General features: G+C 40.1%; 18 protein-coding genes and 1 tRNA gene. 12 read left to right on the plus strand and 7 right to left on the minus strand.

The window, feature by feature from the left end; translation table 11 throughout:
* The first annotated feature begins 37 nt into the window (after positions 1-37).
* The 8 genes from pilW (at position 38) to AC1M87_RS09125 (ending at position 8,273) form a co-directional block, all read left to right on the plus strand.
* The gene (pilW, locus tag AC1M87_RS09090; protein WP_179998933.1) at positions 38-838 is read left to right on the plus strand and encodes a type IV pilus biogenesis/stability protein PilW; all 801 of its coding nucleotides are present in this window, start codon (positions 38-40) and stop codon (positions 836-838) included.
* Positions 829-1,629, plus strand: a complete 801-nt coding sequence (locus tag AC1M87_RS09095; RefSeq protein ID WP_481591682.1) for a RodZ domain-containing protein — start codon at positions 829-831, stop codon at positions 1,627-1,629. The genes pilW and AC1M87_RS09095 overlap by 10 nt, the downstream gene beginning before the upstream one ends.
* Before the next feature lie 18 nt (positions 1,630-1,647).
* Positions 1,648-2,769: a flavodoxin-dependent (E)-4-hydroxy-3-methylbut-2-enyl-diphosphate synthase gene (gene ispG, locus AC1M87_RS09100; RefSeq protein ID WP_481591683.1), complete on the plus strand. Its 1,122-nt coding sequence runs from the start codon at positions 1,648-1,650 to the stop codon at positions 2,767-2,769.
* Positions 2,770-2,772: 3 nt separating this feature from the next.
* On the plus strand, positions 2,773-4,068 hold the full coding sequence (gene hisS / locus AC1M87_RS09105; RefSeq protein WP_481593518.1) for a histidine--tRNA ligase: 1,296 nt from the start codon (positions 2,773-2,775) through the stop codon (positions 4,066-4,068).
* 29 nt (positions 4,069-4,097) lie between these two features.
* Positions 4,098-4,799: a YfgM family protein gene (locus tag AC1M87_RS09110; protein ID WP_481593519.1), complete on the plus strand. Its 702-nt coding sequence runs from the start codon at positions 4,098-4,100 to the stop codon at positions 4,797-4,799.
* A complete protein-coding gene (gene bamB / locus AC1M87_RS09115) occupies positions 4,799-5,947 on the plus strand; it encodes an outer membrane protein assembly factor BamB (protein WP_481593520.1) in 1,149 nt (382 codons plus the stop codon). Before AC1M87_RS09110 ends, bamB begins: the two co-directional genes overlap by 1 nt.
* 170 nt (positions 5,948-6,117) lie before the next feature.
* The gene (gene der, locus AC1M87_RS09120; protein ID WP_035265604.1) at positions 6,118-7,530 is read left to right on the plus strand and encodes a ribosome biogenesis GTPase Der; all 1,413 of its coding nucleotides are present in this window, start codon (positions 6,118-6,120) and stop codon (positions 7,528-7,530) included.
* Between the two features lie 98 nt (positions 7,531-7,628).
* Positions 7,629-8,273 (plus strand): 4'-phosphopantetheinyl transferase family protein, encoded by a 645-nt coding sequence (locus tag AC1M87_RS09125; protein ID WP_481593521.1) that lies wholly within the window; start codon positions 7,629-7,631, stop codon positions 8,271-8,273.
* Positions 8,274-8,311: 38 nt separating this feature from the next.
* On the opposite strand, the gene secF is transcribed toward AC1M87_RS09125, so the two are convergent.
* The 7 genes from secF to queA all read right to left on the minus strand — a co-directional run bounded on the left by secF (position 8,312) and on the right by queA (position 15,771).
* Positions 8,312-9,289: a protein translocase subunit SecF gene (gene secF, locus AC1M87_RS09130; RefSeq protein ID WP_179999020.1), complete on the minus strand. Its 978-nt coding sequence runs from the start codon at positions 9,287-9,289 to the stop codon at positions 8,312-8,314.
* Between the two features lie 7 nt (positions 9,290-9,296).
* Positions 9,297-11,198, minus strand: a complete 1,902-nt coding sequence (gene secD / locus AC1M87_RS09135; RefSeq protein ID WP_035265600.1) for a protein translocase subunit SecD — start codon at positions 11,196-11,198, stop codon at positions 9,297-9,299.
* 53 nt (positions 11,199-11,251) lie between these two features.
* Complete coding sequence (gene yajC / locus AC1M87_RS09140) at positions 11,252-11,581, minus strand: preprotein translocase subunit YajC (protein WP_035265599.1); 330 nt, start codon at positions 11,579-11,581, stop codon at positions 11,252-11,254.
* Between the two features lie 97 nt (positions 11,582-11,678).
* Positions 11,679-12,809 (minus strand): tRNA guanosine(34) transglycosylase Tgt, encoded by a 1,131-nt coding sequence (gene tgt / locus AC1M87_RS09145; protein ID WP_481593522.1) that lies wholly within the window; start codon positions 12,807-12,809, stop codon positions 11,679-11,681.
* A 285-nt stretch (positions 12,810-13,094) separates the two neighbouring features.
* A complete protein-coding gene (locus tag AC1M87_RS09150) occupies positions 13,095-13,664 on the minus strand; it encodes a LemA family protein (RefSeq protein ID WP_481593523.1) in 570 nt (189 codons plus the stop codon).
* A gap of 24 nt (positions 13,665-13,688) precedes the next feature.
* The gene (locus AC1M87_RS09155) at positions 13,689-14,723 is read right to left on the minus strand and encodes a hypothetical protein (protein ID WP_481593524.1); all 1,035 of its coding nucleotides are present in this window, start codon (positions 14,721-14,723) and stop codon (positions 13,689-13,691) included.
* Between the two features lie 10 nt (positions 14,724-14,733).
* On the minus strand, positions 14,734-15,771 hold the full coding sequence (queA, locus tag AC1M87_RS09160) for a tRNA preQ1(34) S-adenosylmethionine ribosyltransferase-isomerase QueA (protein ID WP_481593525.1): 1,038 nt from the start codon (positions 15,769-15,771) through the stop codon (positions 14,734-14,736).
* 182 nt (positions 15,772-15,953) lie between these two features.
* Between queA and AC1M87_RS09165 the strand changes: the two genes are divergently transcribed.
* The 4 genes from AC1M87_RS09165 (at position 15,954) to AC1M87_RS09180 (ending at position 21,447) form a co-directional block, all read left to right on the plus strand.
* Positions 15,954-16,040, plus strand: a tRNA-Leu gene (locus AC1M87_RS09165).
* A 358-nt stretch (positions 16,041-16,398) separates the two neighbouring features.
* Positions 16,399-17,679 carry a sensor histidine kinase gene (locus AC1M87_RS09170; protein ID WP_481593526.1) on the plus strand — a complete coding sequence of 427 codons (1,281 nt, stop codon included), beginning with the start codon at positions 16,399-16,401 and terminating at the stop codon, positions 17,677-17,679.
* A 65-nt stretch (positions 17,680-17,744) separates the two neighbouring features.
* Positions 17,745-20,486: a bifunctional [glutamate--ammonia ligase]-adenylyl-L-tyrosine phosphorylase/[glutamate--ammonia-ligase] adenylyltransferase gene (gene glnE / locus AC1M87_RS09175; protein ID WP_481593527.1), complete on the plus strand. Its 2,742-nt coding sequence runs from the start codon at positions 17,745-17,747 to the stop codon at positions 20,484-20,486.
* 34 nt (positions 20,487-20,520) lie between these two features.
* Positions 20,521-21,447: a branched-chain amino acid transaminase gene (locus tag AC1M87_RS09180; RefSeq protein ID WP_122899522.1), complete on the plus strand. Its 927-nt coding sequence runs from the start codon at positions 20,521-20,523 to the stop codon at positions 21,445-21,447.
* Positions 21,448-21,471 lie beyond the last annotated feature (24 nt).

The raw sequence follows: 21,471 nt of genomic DNA on the forward strand, positions 1-21,471 counted from the left end.
ATGATTAAAAAGAGGGAGGCATCATTTGAGCAAGCCGATGTATAAAAAAATAGTCATGACGATGACAGTCGCTTTATCTGGATTGCTTTTCTTTGGATGCCAAACTACCAGTGGCGATACGAGCAAAAAGGATCCTGAGAAATCAGTGAAAGTTCGTACCCAAATGGCGGCTGAATATATTCGGAATGGGAATTTAGATGCTGCCAAACGTGTGCTTGATCAGGCATTAGAGGTTAATTCGCGCGATTCAACTGCAAATATGATGATGGGGGTGTTGCTTCAGCAAGAAGGAAGTGACATCAACATGCAACGTGCAGATCATTATTTTTCTCGTGCTATTTCAATTGATCCTAAAAATGCGCAAGCACGTAACAACTATGGTACGTATTTGTATCAAGTGAAGCGATATAATGATGCTGTTAAACAGCTTTCAATTGCAGGCGCAACGCTTGGATATGACCAACGTCATCGTGCATTAGAAAACCTTGGGCGGATTTATCTCATTCTAGGGGATATACCGAATGCTGAAAAAACGTTCAAACAAGCACTGCAAGTCAATCGTGACTCGACTGTTTCAATGATAGAGTTAGCAGAGATATTTTATCTGCAAAAGAATAATATTGCCGCGCGTCAGCTATATGAGCAATTTGTACTCAAAGTTGGCCAGCAAAATCAAGGTGCGCGAGCACTCTGGATTGGTTTACGTATCGCACGTGCCAATGGTGATAGAACGGGAATGTATGTGCTGGTGAATCAGTTGCGTACTTTATTTCCAAATAGTCAAGAATTTCAACGTTATTTGCAATTACAGTTCAATACTGAGGCCGTATGGAAGTAAATCCTAATTCACAGCAACCTACTGGTTCAAACGTAGCACCTAATGCTTTAGGAAATATTCAACGCCCTGGCGAGTATTTGCGTCAAATCCGTATTTCTCAACAACGTGATCTGGTCAAAGTTGCTGGTGATTTGAAAATGCCAGTAAAAACGCTTGAAGCGTTAGAGCAAGACGAATACAAATCGTTGCCAGAAGCGACTTTCATTAAGGGATATTATCGTTCGTATGCGAAGTATCTCAAAGTTGATGCCTCTGCTTTGATTCAACGTTTTGATGAAATCTATCAAAATGATACAGGTTTACTGCCAAATCATGCTTTGAACAATTCTCCAATTAAAATTATGGGGAAACTTCCTGGCTCGAAAAGCGTACGTAATCGCAAGTGGATTAAACGCATCGTGATTGCGTTAATTATTTTGGGCGTGGCTTGGCTATTAATCTCCGCAATCCAAAAATGGGCGGCTAAAGGCGATTCGTCAAACTCTGATACGAATCAATCCAACAATGTCCAAATTCTGACCTTAAACAATGGTACAGGCACGACTGAAGCAGTATCAGGCGATACGATGAATCTCAGTTTTAGCCGCCCTACATCAGTACACATTGTGGACAGTACGGGTAAAGTTTTAGCAACTGGACGCCAATCAACTGCGATTAGTTTGAATGGACAGTCTCCATTCCAAATTCGATTAGATGATGCTCAAGCCGTTTCATTGAGTTTAAATAATGAAAATATTTCATTGTCACCATATACCGTAAACGGAAAAGCTGAATTCCGTTTATCACGTTAATGGGTTAAAGGTAAAACGATGATCGAGAATCCGATTCGACGCAAACCAACGCGTAAAATTCGCGTAGGTTCTGTGTATGTGGGTGGCGATGCGCCAATCAGTATTCAAAGCATGACCAATACTGAAACGTGTGATGTAGCTGCAACAGTTGCACAAATTCAACGTTGTGTGGATGCTGGTGCGGATATTATGCGTGTGTCTGTACCGAGTATGGAAGCCGCTACTGCTTTTGGAGAAATCCGTAAACAAGTGCAAGTTCCACTCGTTGCCGATATCCATTTTGACTATAAAATTGCTTTGGCTGTTGCAGATTTGGGTGCAGATTGTCTGCGTATTAACCCAGGGAATATCGGTTCAGAAGCAAAGATTCGTGAAGTGGTTGCTGCGGCTCGTCACAACGATATTTCAATGCGAATTGGAGTCAATGCAGGCTCTCTCGAAAAAGATATTCAAAAGAAATATGGTGAGCCAACAGGTCAAGCTTTGCTTGAGTCAGCAATGCGTCATATTGATATTTTAGATCGTTTGGATTTCCAAGAGTTTAAAGTGTCAGTGAAAGCATCGAATGTCTTTTTGACGATGGATGCTTATCGTTTGTTGTCACAACAAATTGACAATCCTTTACATTTAGGGGTGACTGAAGCTGGAATTTACCGTACTGGTTCGGTGAAGTCGGCAATTGCACTGGGCGGATTGTTAATGGAAGGCATTGGCGACACCATGCGAATTTCATTAGCAGCGGAACCTGAGGAAGAAATCAAAATTGGTTTTGATATTCTTAAATCTTTGGGCTTACGTTCAAATGGTATTAACTTTATTGCTTGCCCAAGTTGTTCACGTCAAGAATTTAATGTCATCAAAGTGATGCAAATGCTTGAAGAGCGTTTGGAAGATGTACGTACTCCAATGGATGTTTCTGTCATCGGGTGTAAAGTCAACGGTCCTGGTGAAGCTAAAGAAGCTGATATTGGTGTAGTGGGTGCAAGTCCACGTTCACTGGTGTATCGTAATGGTGAAAAGAGTCATTTAATTGACACAAATCAATTGGTTGATGAAATCGAAAATATGGTTCGTCAACGTGTTAACGAGCTTGAAAAAGCTAAATCAAAAGAGATTATTCGCACAGGTTTTTCTGAGTAGATCATGAGTTCAATCGTCGCAATCAAAGGTTTTAATGACATTCTCCCAACGCAAACCCCAGCTTGGAGACGTCTTGAACAGCATCTGTCTGGTTTGATGGATGCCTATGGCTATCAACAAATTCGTTTGCCGATGGTTGAACAGACAAACTTGTTCAAGCGTTCTATTGGTGATGCAACGGATATCGTTGAAAAAGAGATGTATACGTTCTTAGATAAAGGTAATCCTCCTGAGTCTTTGACCTTACGTCCTGAAGGTACTGCGGGTTGTGTACGTGCTATGCTCGAACACAATTTGCTTCGTGGTGCGACACCGCGTGTTTGGTATATTGGACCGATGTTCCGTTATGAAAAACCGCAAAAAGGTCGTTACCGTCAATTCCATCAATTTGGTGTGGAAACGTTTGGTGTTGCAACTCCTGATCAAGATGCTGAACTGATTTTGATGACTGCGCGTCTGTGGAAACGGATGGGTGTTGCGGACAAAGTTCAATTAGAGCTTAATACTTTAGGTGAGTCAGATGAGCGTGCAGCTTATCGTGCAGCCTTGGTTGAGTTTTTAGAATCACATAAGTCAGATTTAGATGAAGATTCGCAGCGTCGTTTAACGACGAATCCACTGCGTATTTTGGACTCTAAAGATGCAAAAACTCAAAGCATTTTAGAAAATGCGCCTAAACTTCATGACTTTATGGGTGAGGAGACGCTGGCACATTTCCAACAATTACAGCAATATCTAACTGATGCAGGTATTTCATTTGTCATTAACCAAAAGTTGGTTCGTGGCTTGGATTACTATAATAAAACTGTATTTGAATGGACGACGACACATCTCGGTTCACAGGGTACGGTTTGTGCTGGTGGTCGTTATGATGGTTTAGTGGGTCAGTTAAAAGGTAAACCAGATCAATCGGTTCCTGCGGTTGGTTTTGCAATGGGTATTGAGCGTTTATTGCTTCTTTTAGAACAAGTAGAAGACAATACACCAGTACGTGATTGTGAAGTATTTTTACTTGCAGATCCTGCGACGCAAGGCAAAGCTTTAGTTCTAGCTGAACAAATCCGAGATCAATTTGAAGCTGCAAGCAGTTCAGTGCGTCTGAAAGTCGGCTCTCAAGGCTCGATGAAAAGTCAAATGAAAAAAGCGGATCAGTCTGGTGCAATTTATGCCTTAATCTTTGGTGAGCGTGAAGCTGAGGCGCAACAACTTTCAGTCAAAGAGTTAGCTACAGCAGAGCAGACACAAGTAGCGGTCAATGACATTGTGCCGTTCATCATTGATAAACTATCTTCAAAATAAATTTAAGAACATAAGGAAAGGGCGATCATATGAGCGCAATGACTGACGAAGAACAACTGCATACAGCGAAGTCGTTTTTTAAGAAATATGGATCGGCGTTGATTACGCTGATTCTTCTTGCCCTGATCGCCTTTTTCGGATGGGAATATTGGAAAAAGAAAAACGCAGCAGAAGATCAAATACAGACTGCTAAAGTACAGCTCTTGGTTGATGAAGCGAAAGCTGCAACAACTGATCCTAAAGTAGCGACTGCTTTGGATGGAACTGCTGAAAAAATTGTAAAAGAAAATCCTGATTCGATTCATGCGGTTCAAACGCAATTTGTAATGGCAAAATTGGCTTATGACCAAGAGAATTATGCCAAAGCTGAACGTGAATTGAAAAAAATTGAAAATGCTCAAATCAAAGATGAAGGTTTACAACACATCATTAAGCTTCGTTTAGCAGATGCTCAACTGGCACAAAAAAAATATGATGAAGCTTTAAAAACATTGTCTGGTTTGACTTTGCCCGCTTTCAAAACAACTGTAGATGAAGCACGTGGCGATATTTATATTGCTAAGAATGATATTGAAAATGCGAAAAAAGCTTATCAGAGCGCGTGGGATAACTTAATTGCAACTAAACAAGAACGCCAAATCTTACAAATTAAACTCGAAAGTGTTGGCATATTAGTAGATGATCCTGAAATTGAGCGCCCAATTTTAGATATACAAACGGATGAGTCTTAATGGATAGAAAGTATAAAATTTCTTTTGTTCTAGCGACATTGTCGTGTGCACTAATGGCGTGTACAAGCAATACGGTGAAAGAAGAAAAGGTGAAACCTAATCCGTTGCCTAAAATTCAGCAATCGGTGAGCTTAGCACCTATTTTTTCACATAATGTTTCAGCGACGGATGCTGCTGATCCATTGCGTTTGAGAATGGCGAATGATCAAGGTGTTTTATACTTTTTAGATCCTAAGGGACAGGTTTCTGCATATCAAGGTAAGCAGCGTGTCTGGGAAAAACAAGTTACCAAGCTTGGTTTAAGTTCAGGTGTTGAAGCGGCCAATGGGTTAGTGATCGTCGGTAACAAGAAAGGTCAACTGTTTGCTCTCGATCAAAAAACGGGTGATCTCCGTTGGACTGCGCAATTAAGTGGTGCAATTTTGAGTGCGGCGCTTATTCAGACTGGTCGAGTGATCGTTGTTGCAAATGACGGTACGGTGTTTGGCCTGGATGAGAAAACAGGTCAACAAGTGTGGACCTATCGTATGCCAAACGAACAATTGAGCTTACGCGGTCAAGCTTCACCTGTGCGCTTAGACCCACGAACAGTATTAGTGGCCTCGTCAAATGCATACGTATACGCAATTGATAGTCTCACTGGAACTTTGCGTATGCAAAGACGTGTGGCAGTCAGCGATGGTCGTTCTGATATACAGCGTTTAGTTGATGTGGATGCAGATCCAATTGTTGCAGGACAATTGGTTGTAACCACCAGCTATCAAGGTCAAGTCACTGTACTAGATCTAGTTTCACAACGTGTGATTTGGAGTGAAGATGCAAGCAGTATTAACCGTGCTGAAGTTGCAGGTCGCCAAATATTCGTCACGCAAACAGATGGTAAAATTACATCGTTTGATCTGGTGACGGGTCAGCCATTATGGACTAATGATCAATTGCTTAACCGTCAATTAAGCAACCCCGTAATGTTGGGTCAGTATTTAGTGGTAGGTGATTATGAGGGGGTACTCCACCTTGTAGATCCTAAAAATGGTCAACTTGTTGGTCGCGAAAAAACGCGTGGTGAAGTACGTTCGTTGCGTGTAGTGAACAATCAGCTTTACTCAGTGACACGTACAGGCGCACTTACAATTTGGCAGAATCGTTAATTTTTTCTCTGCTTATGGTAAACTAGTCGCTGAATACATATTTTAAGTTCGGGGTGTTGAATTTTCAGACCCCGACATTTTTATTTTTAAGTAGATGATTCGTCTAACTTCTTCCACAGTTTCTGATGTTCAGGCCAATTGAGTTGGCTGATCTTGTTAAAGGTTAATCTATGAAACCCGTTATTGCGCTCATTGGTCGTCCGAACGTCGGAAAATCAACGCTGTTTAACCAGATTACCAAAAGTCGTGACGCGCTTGTTGCAGACTTTGCCGGTCTTACTCGTGACCGTAAATATGGTGATGCAGTTTACCAAAATAAATCATTTATCGTTGTAGATACTGGCGGTATCGGTGAAAACGAAGGTGGGATCGACTCTTACATGGCAGAGCAGTCTAAAACTGCGATTCATGAAGCAGATATGATTATCTTTGTTGTCGATGCGCGTGCAGGTCTTCTAGCTTCTGATGAACAGATTGCGCGTGAGTTACGTACACTCGGTAAAAAAGTATTTTTAGTTGCCAACAAAGTTGATGGTGTTCATGCAGAGGCAGCATTGGTTGAGTTCTTTAAGTTGGGTATGGGTGAACCGATGCAAGTGGCTGCAAGCCATGGGCGTGGTGTTCAACAAATGCTCGAAGAAGTACTTGAAGATGTACCAGAAGATGACCTAAGTGAACAGCGTGATGAAGATACTGGGCTCCGTCTAGCGATTATCGGTCGTCCGAACGTAGGTAAGTCAACATTAGTTAATCGCCTGTTAGGTGAAGAACGTGTCGTTGCTTTTGACCAGCCTGGTACTACACGTGACTCAATTTACATCCCATTTGAGCGTGATGGTCGAAAATATACGCTCATTGACACTGCTGGTGTTCGTCGTAAAGGCAAAGTGGATGAAATGATTGAGAAATTCTCAATCGTAAAGACTTTACAAGCAATGAAAGATGCCAACGTTGTTGTTGTTGTTGTTGATGCGCGTGAAGGTATTGTTGAGCAAGACTTGCATTTGATTGGATATGCGATTGAAGCTGGTCGTGCGATGGTGATTGCGATCAATAAATGGGACAATATGTCAGAATATGATCGCAAACAATGTAAGTTGGATGTCGAGCGTCGTTTTGACTTTATTCCATGGGCGAAAATCCATTTAATTTCTGCTTTGCATGGTACAGGTGTGGGTGAGCTTTATCCTTCAATCCATCGTGCATATGAATCATCACGTTTGAAAGTATCTCCAGCGAAAATCACTGAGATCTTAAAAGATGCAACAGATGCGCATCATCCACCTAAAGTTCAAGGTCGTGCAATTAAAATGCGTTATGCGCATATTGGCGGTCAAAACCCGCCTACGATTGTGATTCACGGTAATAAAGTTGACAAAACCCCAGCTGACTATCGTCGTTACTTAGAAAACGTGTTCCGTAAAGTGTATAAACTAGAGGGTACACCTGTAAAAATTGAATTTAAAACTTCAGAAAACCCATTTGAAGGTCGTAAATCTCAAATTGACGAGCGTACTGCGGCACGTAAACGTCGTTATGTACAGAAGTTTAAGAAAGCCGAGAAGAAGTTCAAACGCGGTTAATCAATTGTAAATTTAGTCCAGAAAGCCCAAATGTGAAGTTTGGGCTTTTTTTATCATGCGAATAAATTAAGATAAATGGAATCACTGAGAACGTTATTATGACCCGTCATATTCAAATTGATATTTCTAAAATTTCTTCTTTTTTTCAAGTTCCTGAAAATCTAACACGTACTGAAGAAATCAGTCTTAGAAAAAACATGATTCACCAATATCGTAACTGCTTACTAGGAAGTAAATTAAATAAAACAATAAAAAATGAGGATATTGACCAAACGAAAGATGGAAAACCTTTTTTGAAAAAAATCTCAAACTTTGAGTTTAACCATAGTCATAGTCAAAATTATTATGCTTTAGTTACATCACATCATATTCGAGATTTGGGTGTGGATATTGAGGAGCTGAATCGATCAATTCGATTCGAAGCCTTAGCCAAACATGCATTTCATCCACTGGAATATGCGATATGGGCAGAATTGGAGTTTGATTCTCGCTATTGGTTTAAGGTCTGGACCATTAAGGAAGCAATTTTGAAGGCACATGGGATGGGAATCCGCATGAGCTTAAATGAGTTGAATACCAATGCCCATACCACACACATGGGTGGGGTTTGTGAGCATCCAGTCTTAGGGGTATTTGCTTATCAGAATTTTGAAATCATGGATTGTATGCTGACAGTCGCATGGCGAAGTGAATACTCTTGCCGTGGTTTTGCAATTCCTCAAATTCAAATCACTCAACATTAAAAAAGCCCATCATTTGATGGGCTTTTTGTATTGAATGTTTATTGAGGAATTTCTTCTTCCTCTTCAAATTCAGGTTTTACTTGAACAATAAAGTCTTGGCGGTTCAGACCACGCCACAATGCAAATGCAGTACCGATATAAATCGAAGAATATGTTCCGACAAAAACACCGACAAACATTGCAATCGAGAACCATTTCAAACCATCGCCGCCCATGATCATCATAGCAACGACCACAAGCAATAGCGTCATCGAAGTGTGGATGGTACGACGTAAGGTTTCAGTCAATGCAATATTGATGATCTCAAGAGGTTCTGCCCCACGAATTTTACGGAAGTTCTCACGAATACGATCCGAGACAACAATATTATCGTTTAATGAGAAACCAATAATCGCTAGAAGAGCAGCTAGAACGGTTAGGTCAAATGGCCACTGCATCAATGCAAAAATACCAAGAGTCACGATAATATCGTGAAATAGCGATAGAACTGCACCCATTGCCAACTTGAATTCGAAGCGAATCGTCACATAAATCAGCATGATAATCAGAGCCAAAGCCACAGCACCTGCTGATTTAATGTAAAGTTCGTTTCCGACTTGACCACCAACAACATCTACCTTAGGTACAGTCACGGTATTATTGTCTAATTGAACTGCGGTGGTAATTGCTTTGGTTAGATCTTCCGCTTCAATATCTTCTTGTACGGGCATACGAACCATTAAATCTCGTTCAGAACCTAAGGTTTGAACAACAGCATCATTAAAACCCGCATCACTTAATGCTTGCGTCACTTCAGAGGGTTTTACAGGATTGGCATAATTCAATTCAGCTGCAACACCGCCAGTAAAGTCTAATCCTAAATTCAGACCTTTAGTCGCGATAAAGAAGATACTTGCAATAGTCAGGATGATTGAAAGCCAAGCTGCTGGCTTTGCAATCTTCATGAAAGGAATTACGCGTTCGTTGTCTGGACGGCCGTATTGTTTTGATTCGAGTTGAGTATTTTCAGTCATGATAGATCTCCTAAATGCTCAACTTTTTCAAGTTACGTTTTTTACCGTAAATGATCTGTACAATTGCACGGGTTACTGTAATCGCAGTAAACATCGAGCAAACAATACCAATCATGAGTGTCACGGCAAATCCTTTGATCGGACCAGTACCAATGGCAAAGAGGATAAATGCAACAAGGAATGTGGTTAAGTTCGAGTCAAAGATGGTGTTATAAGCTCGATCATAACCTGCAACAATCGCCTGTTTAGGCGATGCTCCCCATTTGATTTCCTCGCGTATTCGCTCGCAAATTAGAACGTTTGCATCCACCGCCATACCGATGGTAATAACGATACCTGCAATACCTGGCAGCGTTAATGAAGCACCGATCCAAGACATAACCGTCAAGATCATGGCTAAGTTGAATACTAGAGCGAAGTTCGCAATGACACCGAATAAGCGGAAGAATACCACCATCCAAATTGCGACTAGGATAAATCCAATTTGAGTGGATAGTACACCCTTATCGATGTTTTCTTGACCTAAGCTTGGACCGATAACACGCTCTTCAACAAAGTACATTGGCGCAGCGAGCGCACCTGCACGAAGCATTAAAGCTAGCTCAGCTGCTTCTTGAGGTGAATCTAAACCAGTAATACGGAACTGTGAACCCAGTACTGCTTGAATATTTGCTGCATTAATGACGACAGATTCAGTATATGGTGTGCGTACTTCAGTTTGTGCACCTGTTTCAGGATCTTCAACGTAACTGATACGTTGTTTATTCTCAATGAACAGTACCGCCATACGCTTACCAACAGCGCTACGAGTCGCATCTGACATTAACTTACCACCTGCATTATCAAGGGTAATGTTAACTTCTGCTGTACCACTATCTTGTCCAAAGCCTGAAGAAGCATTTTGTACACGCTCACCCGTCAGAATACGATTACGGTTAAGTAAAAGTTCACGACCACTGTCTAAAGACTCATAGGCGAATACTTCTGTCCCTGGAGGTAAGGGTTGACCATTATATTTCCCTGAATAAGGATCAATATATTGATCATTTAGATCAGATACCAAACGGAATTCTAAGTTTGCTGTACGACCTAAGATACGTTTTGCTTCAGCGGTGTCTTGGACACCTGGTAATTCAACCACAATACGGTTGCTACCTTGGGTTTGAACCAATGCTTCTGCAACACCAAGTTCATTAATACGATTGCGAAGTGTTGTTAAGTTTTGATCTAACGCATATGACTGAATTTCTTGCTTCGTGGTGTCTGTATAGGTTAAACGAAGACTGGCACCATTTTCAGTTGCAAGTGCTTGTTGAGTATATTTATTGCCGTTACGACGAAGTTGATCCATCGCTGCTGCACGATCTTCATTGTTAGCAAATTGAACAGTGATCGCATTGTTATTCAATGAAAGACTATTGAATTTGATCTTGTTCTCACGGAATTCGCGTCGCAAATCAGCAGCCGAAGTTTCCATACGCTGCGCAATAGCTTTGTCCATATCCACCTCAAGGAGGAAGTGGACACCACCGCGCAAATCAAGACCAAGTTTCATTGGTCGTGCACCGATTTTCTGTAACCATTCAGGTGTTGTTGGTGCGAGGTTTAATGCAACAACATAGTTTTCACCCAGACCTTCACGTAGGATATCTTTTGCTTTTAATTGGGCTTCAGAACTGTCTAAACGTAGAAGGGCAGCATTTTGAGTAAAGCTGTTATTGTGGGACTGGATATTGTTGCTTTTTAATAGTTGCTCTGCTTTTTGAATCACTGTGTCATCAATGACAGAACCAGCTTTTGCACCAGAAATTTGGACAGCTGGTTCATCAGGATACAAACTTGGCAGGGCATATAATGTACTCACGACTAGTACAACTAGAATGAGTAAATATTTCCATGCTGGGTAACGCATTCGCTTTCTTCTTAAAATGAAAAAAGTCGTGCAGCTGCACGACTATTTTATAATTAAAGGTTATTTAGAGTGCCTTCAGGTAATACTGAAATCACACTTGCACGCTGAATTTTAACTTCGTTGCCACGGTTTAATTCAACCACAGCGAAATCACCTTCGAGTTTAGTAATACGGCCCATTAAACCGCCTGCAAAAACGATTTCGCTGCCAACGCCTAAGCTCTCAACCAAAGTGCGATGTTCTTTCGCACGTTTTGCTTGAGGACGCCAAATTAAGAAGTAGAAAATTGCAATGAATACTGCAATCATCAATAAGTTAGCAACTAAGCTTGGTTGTTGTGCAGCTTCACCAGCTGCGTGTGCAGTCGAAATAAAAAGGCTCATTTCATTTTCCTAAACTAAAAATATCAAAAAAGATGATAAAAAATCGGCTTGTTCAGCAATTTACATTGTCTTTTTGCTCAGCGCAAATACTGATGTATTAATCTTGCGGACAAGGGGGTACTTCAAGCCCACGGCGTGCATAAAAATCGTGAACAAAATCATCAAATGTTCCGTTATCTAATGCATCACGCATCATTTCTGCTAAACGCAAGTAATAACGAAGGTTATGAATTGTGCCAAGCATTGATGCAAGCATCTCACCACATTTTTCTAAATGGTATAGATACGAACGGGTAAAGTTGGTACAGGTGTAACAATCGCAATGCGGATCAAGTGGGCTTTGATCATGGCGGTATTTCGCATTTCGTATACGCACTAAACCGTCCGTAAAAAAATAATGTCCATTACGTGCGTTACGAGTTGGCATTACACAGTCAAACATGTCTACACCACGACGAACAGCTTCAACGATGTCTTCTGGTTTGCCAACACCCATTAAATAACGTGGTTTATCCGCAGGCATTTGCTCTGGAAGATAATCAAGGACTTTGATCATCTCTTCTTTTGGCTCGCCTACAGAAAGACCGCCAATCGCATAACCATCAAAACCGATTTCTTTTAATCCATTTAGTGATTCTTGGCGGAGGTCTTCATACATGCCGCCTTGAATAATACCAAACAGAGCATTGCGGTTTTTTAACACATCATGATGTTGAGTCTTACAACGCTTTGCCCAACGCAATGAAAGTTGTAGCGATTTCTGAGCTTCTTCGTGAGTCGCTGGATAGGGTGTACATTCATCAAAAATCATCACGATATCTGAATTCAATGTATGTTGAATATCCATCGAAATTTCAGGAGAAAGGAAGACTTTAGAGCCATCAATTGGAGAGCGGAATGTTACGCCGTCTTCTTTGATACTACGCATTGCGCCTAAGCTAAATACTTGGAAGCCACCAGAGTCGGTCAAAATTGGTTTATTCCATTTCATAAAACCATGTAGACCACCGTGCTCACGAATGACATCTAGACCAGGGCGTAGATATAAATGAAAGGTATTCCCTAAAATGACCTGTGATTTAATTTCTTCAATATCACGTGGGAGCATGCCTTTGACGGTACCGTAAGTTCCGACAGGCATAAACATCGGTGTTTCAACGACACCGTGTTCCAAGGTTAAGCGTCCGCGTCGAGCACGACCAGACTGACCTAATTTTTCAAACTTCATAAATTGTCCAAATCGAGGCGAAAAAACAGTTCGCTGATTGATAGCGATAAAGCGCTCTATTTTCCTAGATTCGCGCAGTTTATGCTAGAAAAATTACATTATTCTTAACGACTTGGATTTTTGTTTATGAAAAATTACAAGAGATTCATGATCTTGCTAAACAATGAAGGTATCTGTTTATTTTTCGCCCAGCTATACAGTTTTTAGCGTATCCTAATATGAATAAATCGTAATGGATAAACAACGTGATTCTCTAAGATATTGCCACTTTTTAAGGTGGAATCCTTATTTGAAATTAGGGCGATAATCAAAATTTTGTTGCGCTTGATGATCGGTAAATGGGCGAATAGGTTTCTTTGCGAGGCTGATACTGTTGATTAAGTTATTCGGAAAAACTTGAATCAAGTTATTAAACTCTTCGACATTTCGATTGAATATTGAAATTGCAGCACTAACATTTTCATTTTGCTCTTGAATGTCATACATCATTTGGTTGTAAAGCTGATCAGCTTTGAGATCTGGATAATTCTCAACAACCACATTTAAACTTTTCATTAACGACTGACTTAGCGCTTCAATATGCTGAAGCTGAGCTACATCAGTTGATTGTGTATTGAGATTTAGGATTTGTTGGCGTAAGGCTGTGATATTTTCTAATGTTGATTTTTCAAACTCAGTGTATTGAGATAAATTTTGCTCAAGATGCTCTAATGTTTTAATTTTCTGACGTTCAAAATTTGCGACATCTGACCAAGCACGCTGAGAAGCATTCAAATATCGAACGATATTATTTCGAACCCATATTCCCCAAACAATAATCAAAACAAAGATGGAAAGAAAAATGAATAAGCCCACACGCATTACCTAATATGATCGTTATTATGCAACTAAGTTTAGCATGCTCTGTTTGAGTTGTTGATAATTTGGCATGGTTAATGTTCTTAAGTAACCGCGCAAAGCGGATATATTTTTAATGTCTTTGATTTCAAGCTTGTGCGTGACTTCAAATAAATCGCGCTCTCCCAAATAGCACATGATTTGGTCATGAGGGTGGAAAATTAAGTCGCCCTGGTGAAGTCGATAAAATTCAATTAGTTTGAGTGTGGTTGATGGTGTCATGATCTTTGCGAGTTGTAAGCGGTCTGTACCGTAAATCTGAACTTTTTTACGTAGCTCTAAATCGCTGCTCTCCCAGTGCTCTGTATATGGTGCTGTGAACCTTTTCTTTCTACTGGTTGTCGCTAATCCTAGTGGTGATATATCAAATACAAATACGCCCCAACGATGACGTTCAATTTTTTTTAATTTTTGTGGTGTTTTGTTTTGTTCAGGCAGATTGATTTCATCAATAAATCGGTAATGAAAAAGCATAACAGGAAAATCTTGATTTTGCGCGTTTTTCCACGTGGTGGAGGCAAACTTTAAAATATCATTGGCATGGTTACCTTGGTTAAACAAAGGAAATTTTTGCCTTAGCTGACTTATGATCAAGGTGTTATGTCTATTTGTTCCAAGGTGTGATGGCGTTGAATAAGCTTCTATACCGAATTTAAAACCAATCATTCGCTCTTCAAGAAATGAAATCACTTCATGAATAGGTTTATTCGGTTCATAAATTATATATGCAATCAGGATAAGTATCGCCGATGCGCTATATGCCATCCATTTTAATGTGTCAAAAATAGGAAAGAGCGAAAAAACACTGAATATGATGGCAAGCGTAACTAAAAATTTAGGTATGCCATTGTGAAAAAAGAGTTGGGTATTCGAACCCCATGGATGTAATCCTTGCAGGATGTCATCAGAATGTTGAGCAGAACGTCCAAGAGCCCAAAGCCGATCAACACTGGCCATAATTTGCTTGTTCTTTCGGGTGCGAAGGTGAAGCAGTTGCTGAACAGAATCAATCGGCATAGATCAGATCCTAATCTTTTGCTTGGTCAATCAACATTGCGTCACCATAACTAAAGAAACGATAGCGTTCTTTTACAGCATGTTGATACGCATTCAAAATATAATCACGATTGGACAGGGCTGAGACAAGCATTAATAATGTTGATTCTGGAAGGTGGAAGTTAGTAATTAAGCGATCTACTACTTTAAATTCATAACCAGGATAAATAAAAATCTGAGTATCACCAGTCCAGCCCTTCAGTTGGCCATCATTGGCTTGAGCCGCACTTTCAGTTGCCCGTGTTGCAGTCGTTCCGACGGCAATCACTTTATTGCCTCGATCTTTAGTCGCCTTAATCAACGCCATAGCTTCATCGCTGACTTGGCACCATTCACTGTGCATGATGTGATTTTCGATATCAGTGGTGCGTACTGGTAAGAAGGTACCTGCACCCACATGTAAGGTGACAAATGTCTTGTTTACACCTTTATCTTCAAGTTTTTTTAATAGTTGTTCATCAAAATGTAGAGACGCCGTTGGAGCAGCAACGCTAGCAATTTTTGTAGGATCATTAAATACGGTTTGATAACGAACAGTATCAATATCTTCTGCTTCTCGGTTGAAGTAAGGTGGAATAGGCAATGCACCATACTGATCCAATACATCTAAGATTGGTTTGGAAAATTCCACCACATAGAGATTTTCATGACGCCCTTGAACCGTAACTTTAACCTCATCTGATCCGACAAAAAGTTCAGCACCTGGTTTTGGTGAGTTACTTGCTTTGATATGGCAATGAGCAATAAATTGATCAAGCATTCTTTCAACCAGAACCTCAATCGCACCACCCGAAGCACGCTTACCTTTCAAGCGAGCTTTCATTACCTTAGTATCATTGAGAACTAATAAATCACCTTCATTAAACAGGTCTAAAATATCGGTAAATTGGTGATCGTCATATTGACCATCCGCCTTAAGATGAAGCAGGCGAGAAGCACTTCGTTCTTCAAGAGGGTAACGGGCAATAAGTTCGTCTGGGAGTTCAAAGCTAAAATCAGAAAGTTGCATAAGAATATAAAAATGGAATCAGCAAAAATTTTGGCATTAGTATATGCTTTTTTTGCCCAGTTCGAGTTGAGTTTGGTGGTTAAAAAAGCATAATGCATGCTATTGATTTAAAAATAGGCGCTTGAGTCAGGTTTTGCATTGACAAAGAAAAGAAAAACGATATTATACCGAACACAACCTTTCCCGAGGTGGTGAAATTGGTAGACGCGGCGGACTCAAAATCCGCTGTCAGAGATGACGTGTCGGTTCGAGTCCGACCCTCGGGACCAAATACTTAAAGGCCTTCAAGCATATTCAGACTTGAGGGCCTTTTTATTTGTTTTAAATAAATTAAGGAATTTTAAAATTTCAAATGAAGATTTGATGAATAATATAAGATAAGGATTGAGTAAATTTTATTTTAATAATAAATAGTTATGGTTTATTCAATCGATCTTCACTAGACGCTTACGTTTTATAAAGTATGACTCATGCTTTAGCTAGATATTCAGTCCTCAAAAATGCACTTTCTTAATATTTGAGAATGTATTAGTCTTGATGAAATAAGGTTTCATTTCTTTACTGCGAAATGAAAAAATAAAATGTAATCGATCATTATTCCCCTTTACTCCATGGCAGGATGTAGACATGAAAATAGAATTTATAGATGTCGATCAAGCTGATCAGCTCAGTGCCTGCAAAATGTCTCTTTTACTCGGTGTATCAACGCCAAAAAATCAACTTGAGAGTTTTTTAAGATTTGCGCGTGGCATTTTAAATGCGGAGTCAGCAATCTTAGCTTTTCATGATGAACCATATGTGTGGCATTCTTCTCCAAATGGATTTAAAGCTTTTAATGCCAATAAAAAAGCAAAATTATTACCATATTTCGCGGGTCAAACTTCGATCAGTCGTGATCATCCTAATTATTCATCTTTTTCAGCACATATTCATCAACTCGGAGTTGATCACGAGCGAATTATAGCCATTGATTTAAAAGTGAATGATGATTTTTCAATTGGTCAAGTGATTTTATTTGATAATCAGCACCAACCTTTTGATGATCATAATTTAGAACTGGTTTATGATTTTTCCATGAGCTTAATTCGTATATTAGAGCTTCATTCGGATTATGCGGAACTCAAAGAATTATATGAACAACAATCGGCGCTTAATTTCAGTAAAACAAAATTCTTTCAAATCATTGCACACGATTTACGTGCACCATTTCATGGCTTATTAGGTTTTTCTGATGTATTGGCCAATGAGCGTGAAAGTTTGGATGAGGACAGTGTACAGAATATCGCTGAGTATTTACATGATACCGCTCAATCGACTTATAACTTATTGGAAAGCCTATTAAATTGGGCAATGGCTGAAGGCGGGAGATTTGTCTATCACCCTATTCAGTTTGAGCTTAAACAGGTGACAAAAATCGTTTTTGACGTTTTAAACACGTTGGCTGTGAAAAAAAATATTCAATTAATTGAAAGTGTGCCGCAAGAGTTAAAAGTCTTTGCCGACATTAATATGATCACATCAGTGATTCAAAACTTGGTATCCAATGCTTTGAAGTTTACTCATGTGGATGGAACTGGAAAAGTTTATATCGAAGCATCAAAATGCGATCAAGGTGTCGAAATTGCCATTCGCGATACAGGTTTAGGTATGACATCACAGCAAATTGAGAAGCTTTTTCAACCGGATTTGAAGGTATCTATTCGTGGTACATCTGGTGAAAAAGGTGCTGGTTTAGGTTTGGTGTTATGTAAAAGATTTGTTGATTTGAATCATGGTGAAATTGGTGTCAGTTCTCAACAAGGTCAAGGTACGACTTTTAAAGTCATATTACCTGAAGCAGACACTCATGCAGCGTTACCTACCACCCCCAATACGAGTAATCAAACATCTTTGGAAAAAGTGAACTAAATAGTCCACAAATTGCGTAAGGACTGATATAAAAGAGTTTTAGATTTATTCAGGCTTTTTTTCAAATGAATGCTGATCAGTTGCAAAAAACTCTTAGAGCCAGTCAATACGCGGAACAAGTTTATAATTTACATCAAACATTATTAGAACAAGATTATTCATCTGATCAATTTAATAAATTTTTAAGTACTGAACAAATCTATCACATTGTACAAAAAGAACTTGCTGACATTCAGGATGAAAAAGAATGGATGCAAAAAATTCGAATTTTGCGAGCACGTTTAATGTTTCGGTGGATTTGGCAGGATGCGAACCGCCTCATTTCAGTTATTACATTGACTCGTGAACTTTCAGACTTTGCCGATGCCAGTATTGATGCAGCCAAAAGCTTCGCTTATCGTCCATTGCAAGCCAAACATGGAGAGCCGATCGGCTATAACGGTAAGCTTCAAGACCTTATCGTGATTGCAATGGGTAAATTGGGGGCTCAGGAACTTAATTTATCCAGTGATATTGATCTTATATTTGCCTTCGATGAGCAAGGTGAAACAAATGGTCGTAAATGTATTGATGTTCAGCAATTTTGCATCCTTTGGGGGCAAAAAATTATTTATTTGTTGGAACATATCACCGCAGATGGATTTGTGTTCCGAGTGGATATGCGATTACGCCCATGGGGCGATGGTTCAGCACTTGCAATCAGTCATGCGGCACTTGAAAAGTATCTCAGTCAACATGGGCGTGAGTGGGAGCGTTATGCATGGATAAAGGCGCGTATTGTTACAGGAGGAAAGGAAGGGGATGAGCTTCTGGAAATGACTCGACCTTTTGTATTCCGCCGTTATGTGGATTACACCGCTTTTGCAGCGATGCGTGAAATGAAAGCGATGATTGAGCGTGAAGTTCAACGTAGAAATATTGAAGATGATATTAAACTTGGTGCAGGTGGTATTCGTGAAGTCGAGTTTATCGTTCAAGTTTTCCAGTTGATTTATGGTGGTTCAAAACTTGAGCTACAAGACCGTCAATGTTTAGTGAGTCTACATCATTTGGGGGGTGTTGGATTACTTGAACCTGAAGTGGTGGATGAGCTTGAAAATGCTTATTTATTCTTGCGTCGTGTGGAACATGCCATTCAAGCGTTGAACGACCAACAAACTCAATCACTGCCTACAGAACCTGACCAAAGAAATCGCATCGTAGAGACACTTGGATTTGAGAGTTGGGATGCTTTCTTAAATGTTCTCAATGATCAGCGCGCTATAGTAACTTATCAGTTTGAGCATTTAATTAAAGAAAAAGAAGTAGATCCATTGGTTGAAAGCTTTAGCCAAATAGAGCAGCAATTGAATGAAGTTTTAGATGAGTCTGCTAAAAATTTGGTTCGTGAGTTTTGGTATGGACATGCCATCAAAAAATTACCCGCTAAAGCAGTTAATCGTTTAAAAGAGTTTTGGCCTCATCTGATTCAAGCTGTTCTCGAATCGGATAATCCACAAGTCGCTTTGGTAAGACTCATGCCACTGGTTGAATCTGTGATGCGGCGAACAGTCTATCTAGTGATGTTAATTGAAAGCAAAGGAGCATTACAGCGACTCGTTAAAATGGCGACTGTAAGCCCATGGATTTGTGAAGAGTTAACTCATTATCCAGTTTTACTCGATGAGTTTTTATCGATGGATTTTGAGTTACCTAAACGCCAAGATTTGGAGGATTCACTCAGACAGCAGCTGCTGCGTATTGAAATTGATCAAGTGGAAGATCAAATGCGCGTATTGCGCTTATTTAAAAAATCGAATGTTTTGACTGTAGCAGCAAGTGATGTATTGGCTGAAAGTCCACTGATGCGTGTGTCTGATGCGCTCACCGATATTGCTGAGGTTTCAGTTCAAGCAACTTTGAATTTAGCATATCAAATTACAGCAAAAAAACATGGTTACCCAGTAGATGCAGATGGTCAACGTTGTTCAAAAAATCATATGGCATTCAGTGTCATTGGGTATGGGAAATTAGGCGGTATTGAACTTGGGTATGGTTCAGACCTTGATTTAGTCTTTATCCACTATATGGATGAGCAGGCAGATACAGATGGCTTGAAACCAATTAGTGGTTTTGAATTTGCGATGCGTGTTGGGCAAAAGCTCATGTCGCTGATGACAACCCAAACTTTAGATGGTCGTGTGTATGAGATTGATACACGATTGCGTCCTTCAGGAGAAGCTGGGCTTCTCGTCACAAGCCTTAAGGCTTTTGAGCAATACCAACTTAAAAATGCATGGCTTTGGGAGCATCAAGCGATTGTTCGTGCGCGTAGTATAGCGGGTGAGCAAAGCTTAAGAGAAAAGTTTGAGGAATTACGCTGTCGTATTTTAACTTTGCCTCGAAATGAAGAAACGGTGAGAGCAGAAGTGCTAAAAATGCGTCAAAAAATGAAAGACCATTTAGGCTCATCAAATGAGCAAAAAAAAGATGGAATTTTTCATTTAAAACAGGATGCAGGTGGTATCGTTGATATCGAATTTATGGCACAGTATGCAGTATTAGCATGGAGTGGGACGAATCCTGATCTCGCCCATTACTCCGACAATGTACGAATCCTTGAGGATGCCGCAAAAACTGGCTGCTTATCCAGCGCCGATGCGACAGCATTGATTCAAGCTTATCTCCGTGAACGTGCCGAGAGTCATCGTTTAGCCCTTGCAAATCAATCCATGCAAGTGAGTGCTGCGAATTGGCTCGATACCCGTAAGGTCGTTTGCAAGCTATGGCAAAGATTAATAGATCCAACTGCATCAGTAGTTGGATAGAAATGACTGTGTATAAAAATTTGGAGTTTAGGTCATGAATTTGGCTGATCGTGATGGTTTTATTTGGCAAGATGGACAATTAGTTGATTGGCGTGAAGCAAAAACTCACGTCTTAACACACACTTTACACTACAGTATGGGTGTGTTTGAGGGTGTCCGTGCCTACGAAACTCCGAATGGAACGGCAATTTTCCGTTTAAAAGAACACACTAAACGTCTTTTAAACTCTGCCAAAATTTATCAAATGAAAGTTCCGTTTGATCAGGCGGCATTAGAACAAGCTCAAATTGATGTGGTGCGTGAAAATAAATTGGCTTCTTGCTATTTACGTCCAATTATCTTTATTGGTTCGGAAAAGCTAGGTATTGCAGCGACGGATAATACAATTCATGCAGTGGTTGCTGCGTGGAGCTGGGGCGCTTACCTTGGTGAAGAAGCAATGGCGAAGGGTATTCGTGTAAAAACTTCTTCTTTTACACACCATCACCCTAACGTGACGATGTGTAAGGCGAAAGCATCAGGAAACTATACGCTGTCTATCTTGGCACACCAAGAAGTTGCGCACTCAGGTTACGACGAAGCAATGTTACTTGATCCACAAGGTTATGTGTGTCAAGGTTCAGGTGAAAACGTATTCTTAGTGCGTGATGGCGTGATTCATACCCCTGATATCGCTGGTGGTGCTCTTGATGGTATTACACGTCAAACGATTATTACGATTGCGAAAGACCTTGGTTATGAAGTGGTTGAACGCCGTATTACGCGTGATGAGTTCTACATTGCTGATGAGGCATTCTTTACGGGTACTGCTGCTGAAGTAACGCCAATCCGTGAATATGATGACCGTCAAATTGGTGAGGGTGTTCGTGGTCCAATCACAACACAAATCCAAAAAGCATACTTCGATGCCGTACAAGGTAAAGACCCTAAATATGCTCACTGGTTAACATATGTGAAATAATTAATGCTTTGAAAAAGGACTCAA

It is taken from the genome of Acinetobacter sp. 24-47-62 (assembly GCF_056779765.1).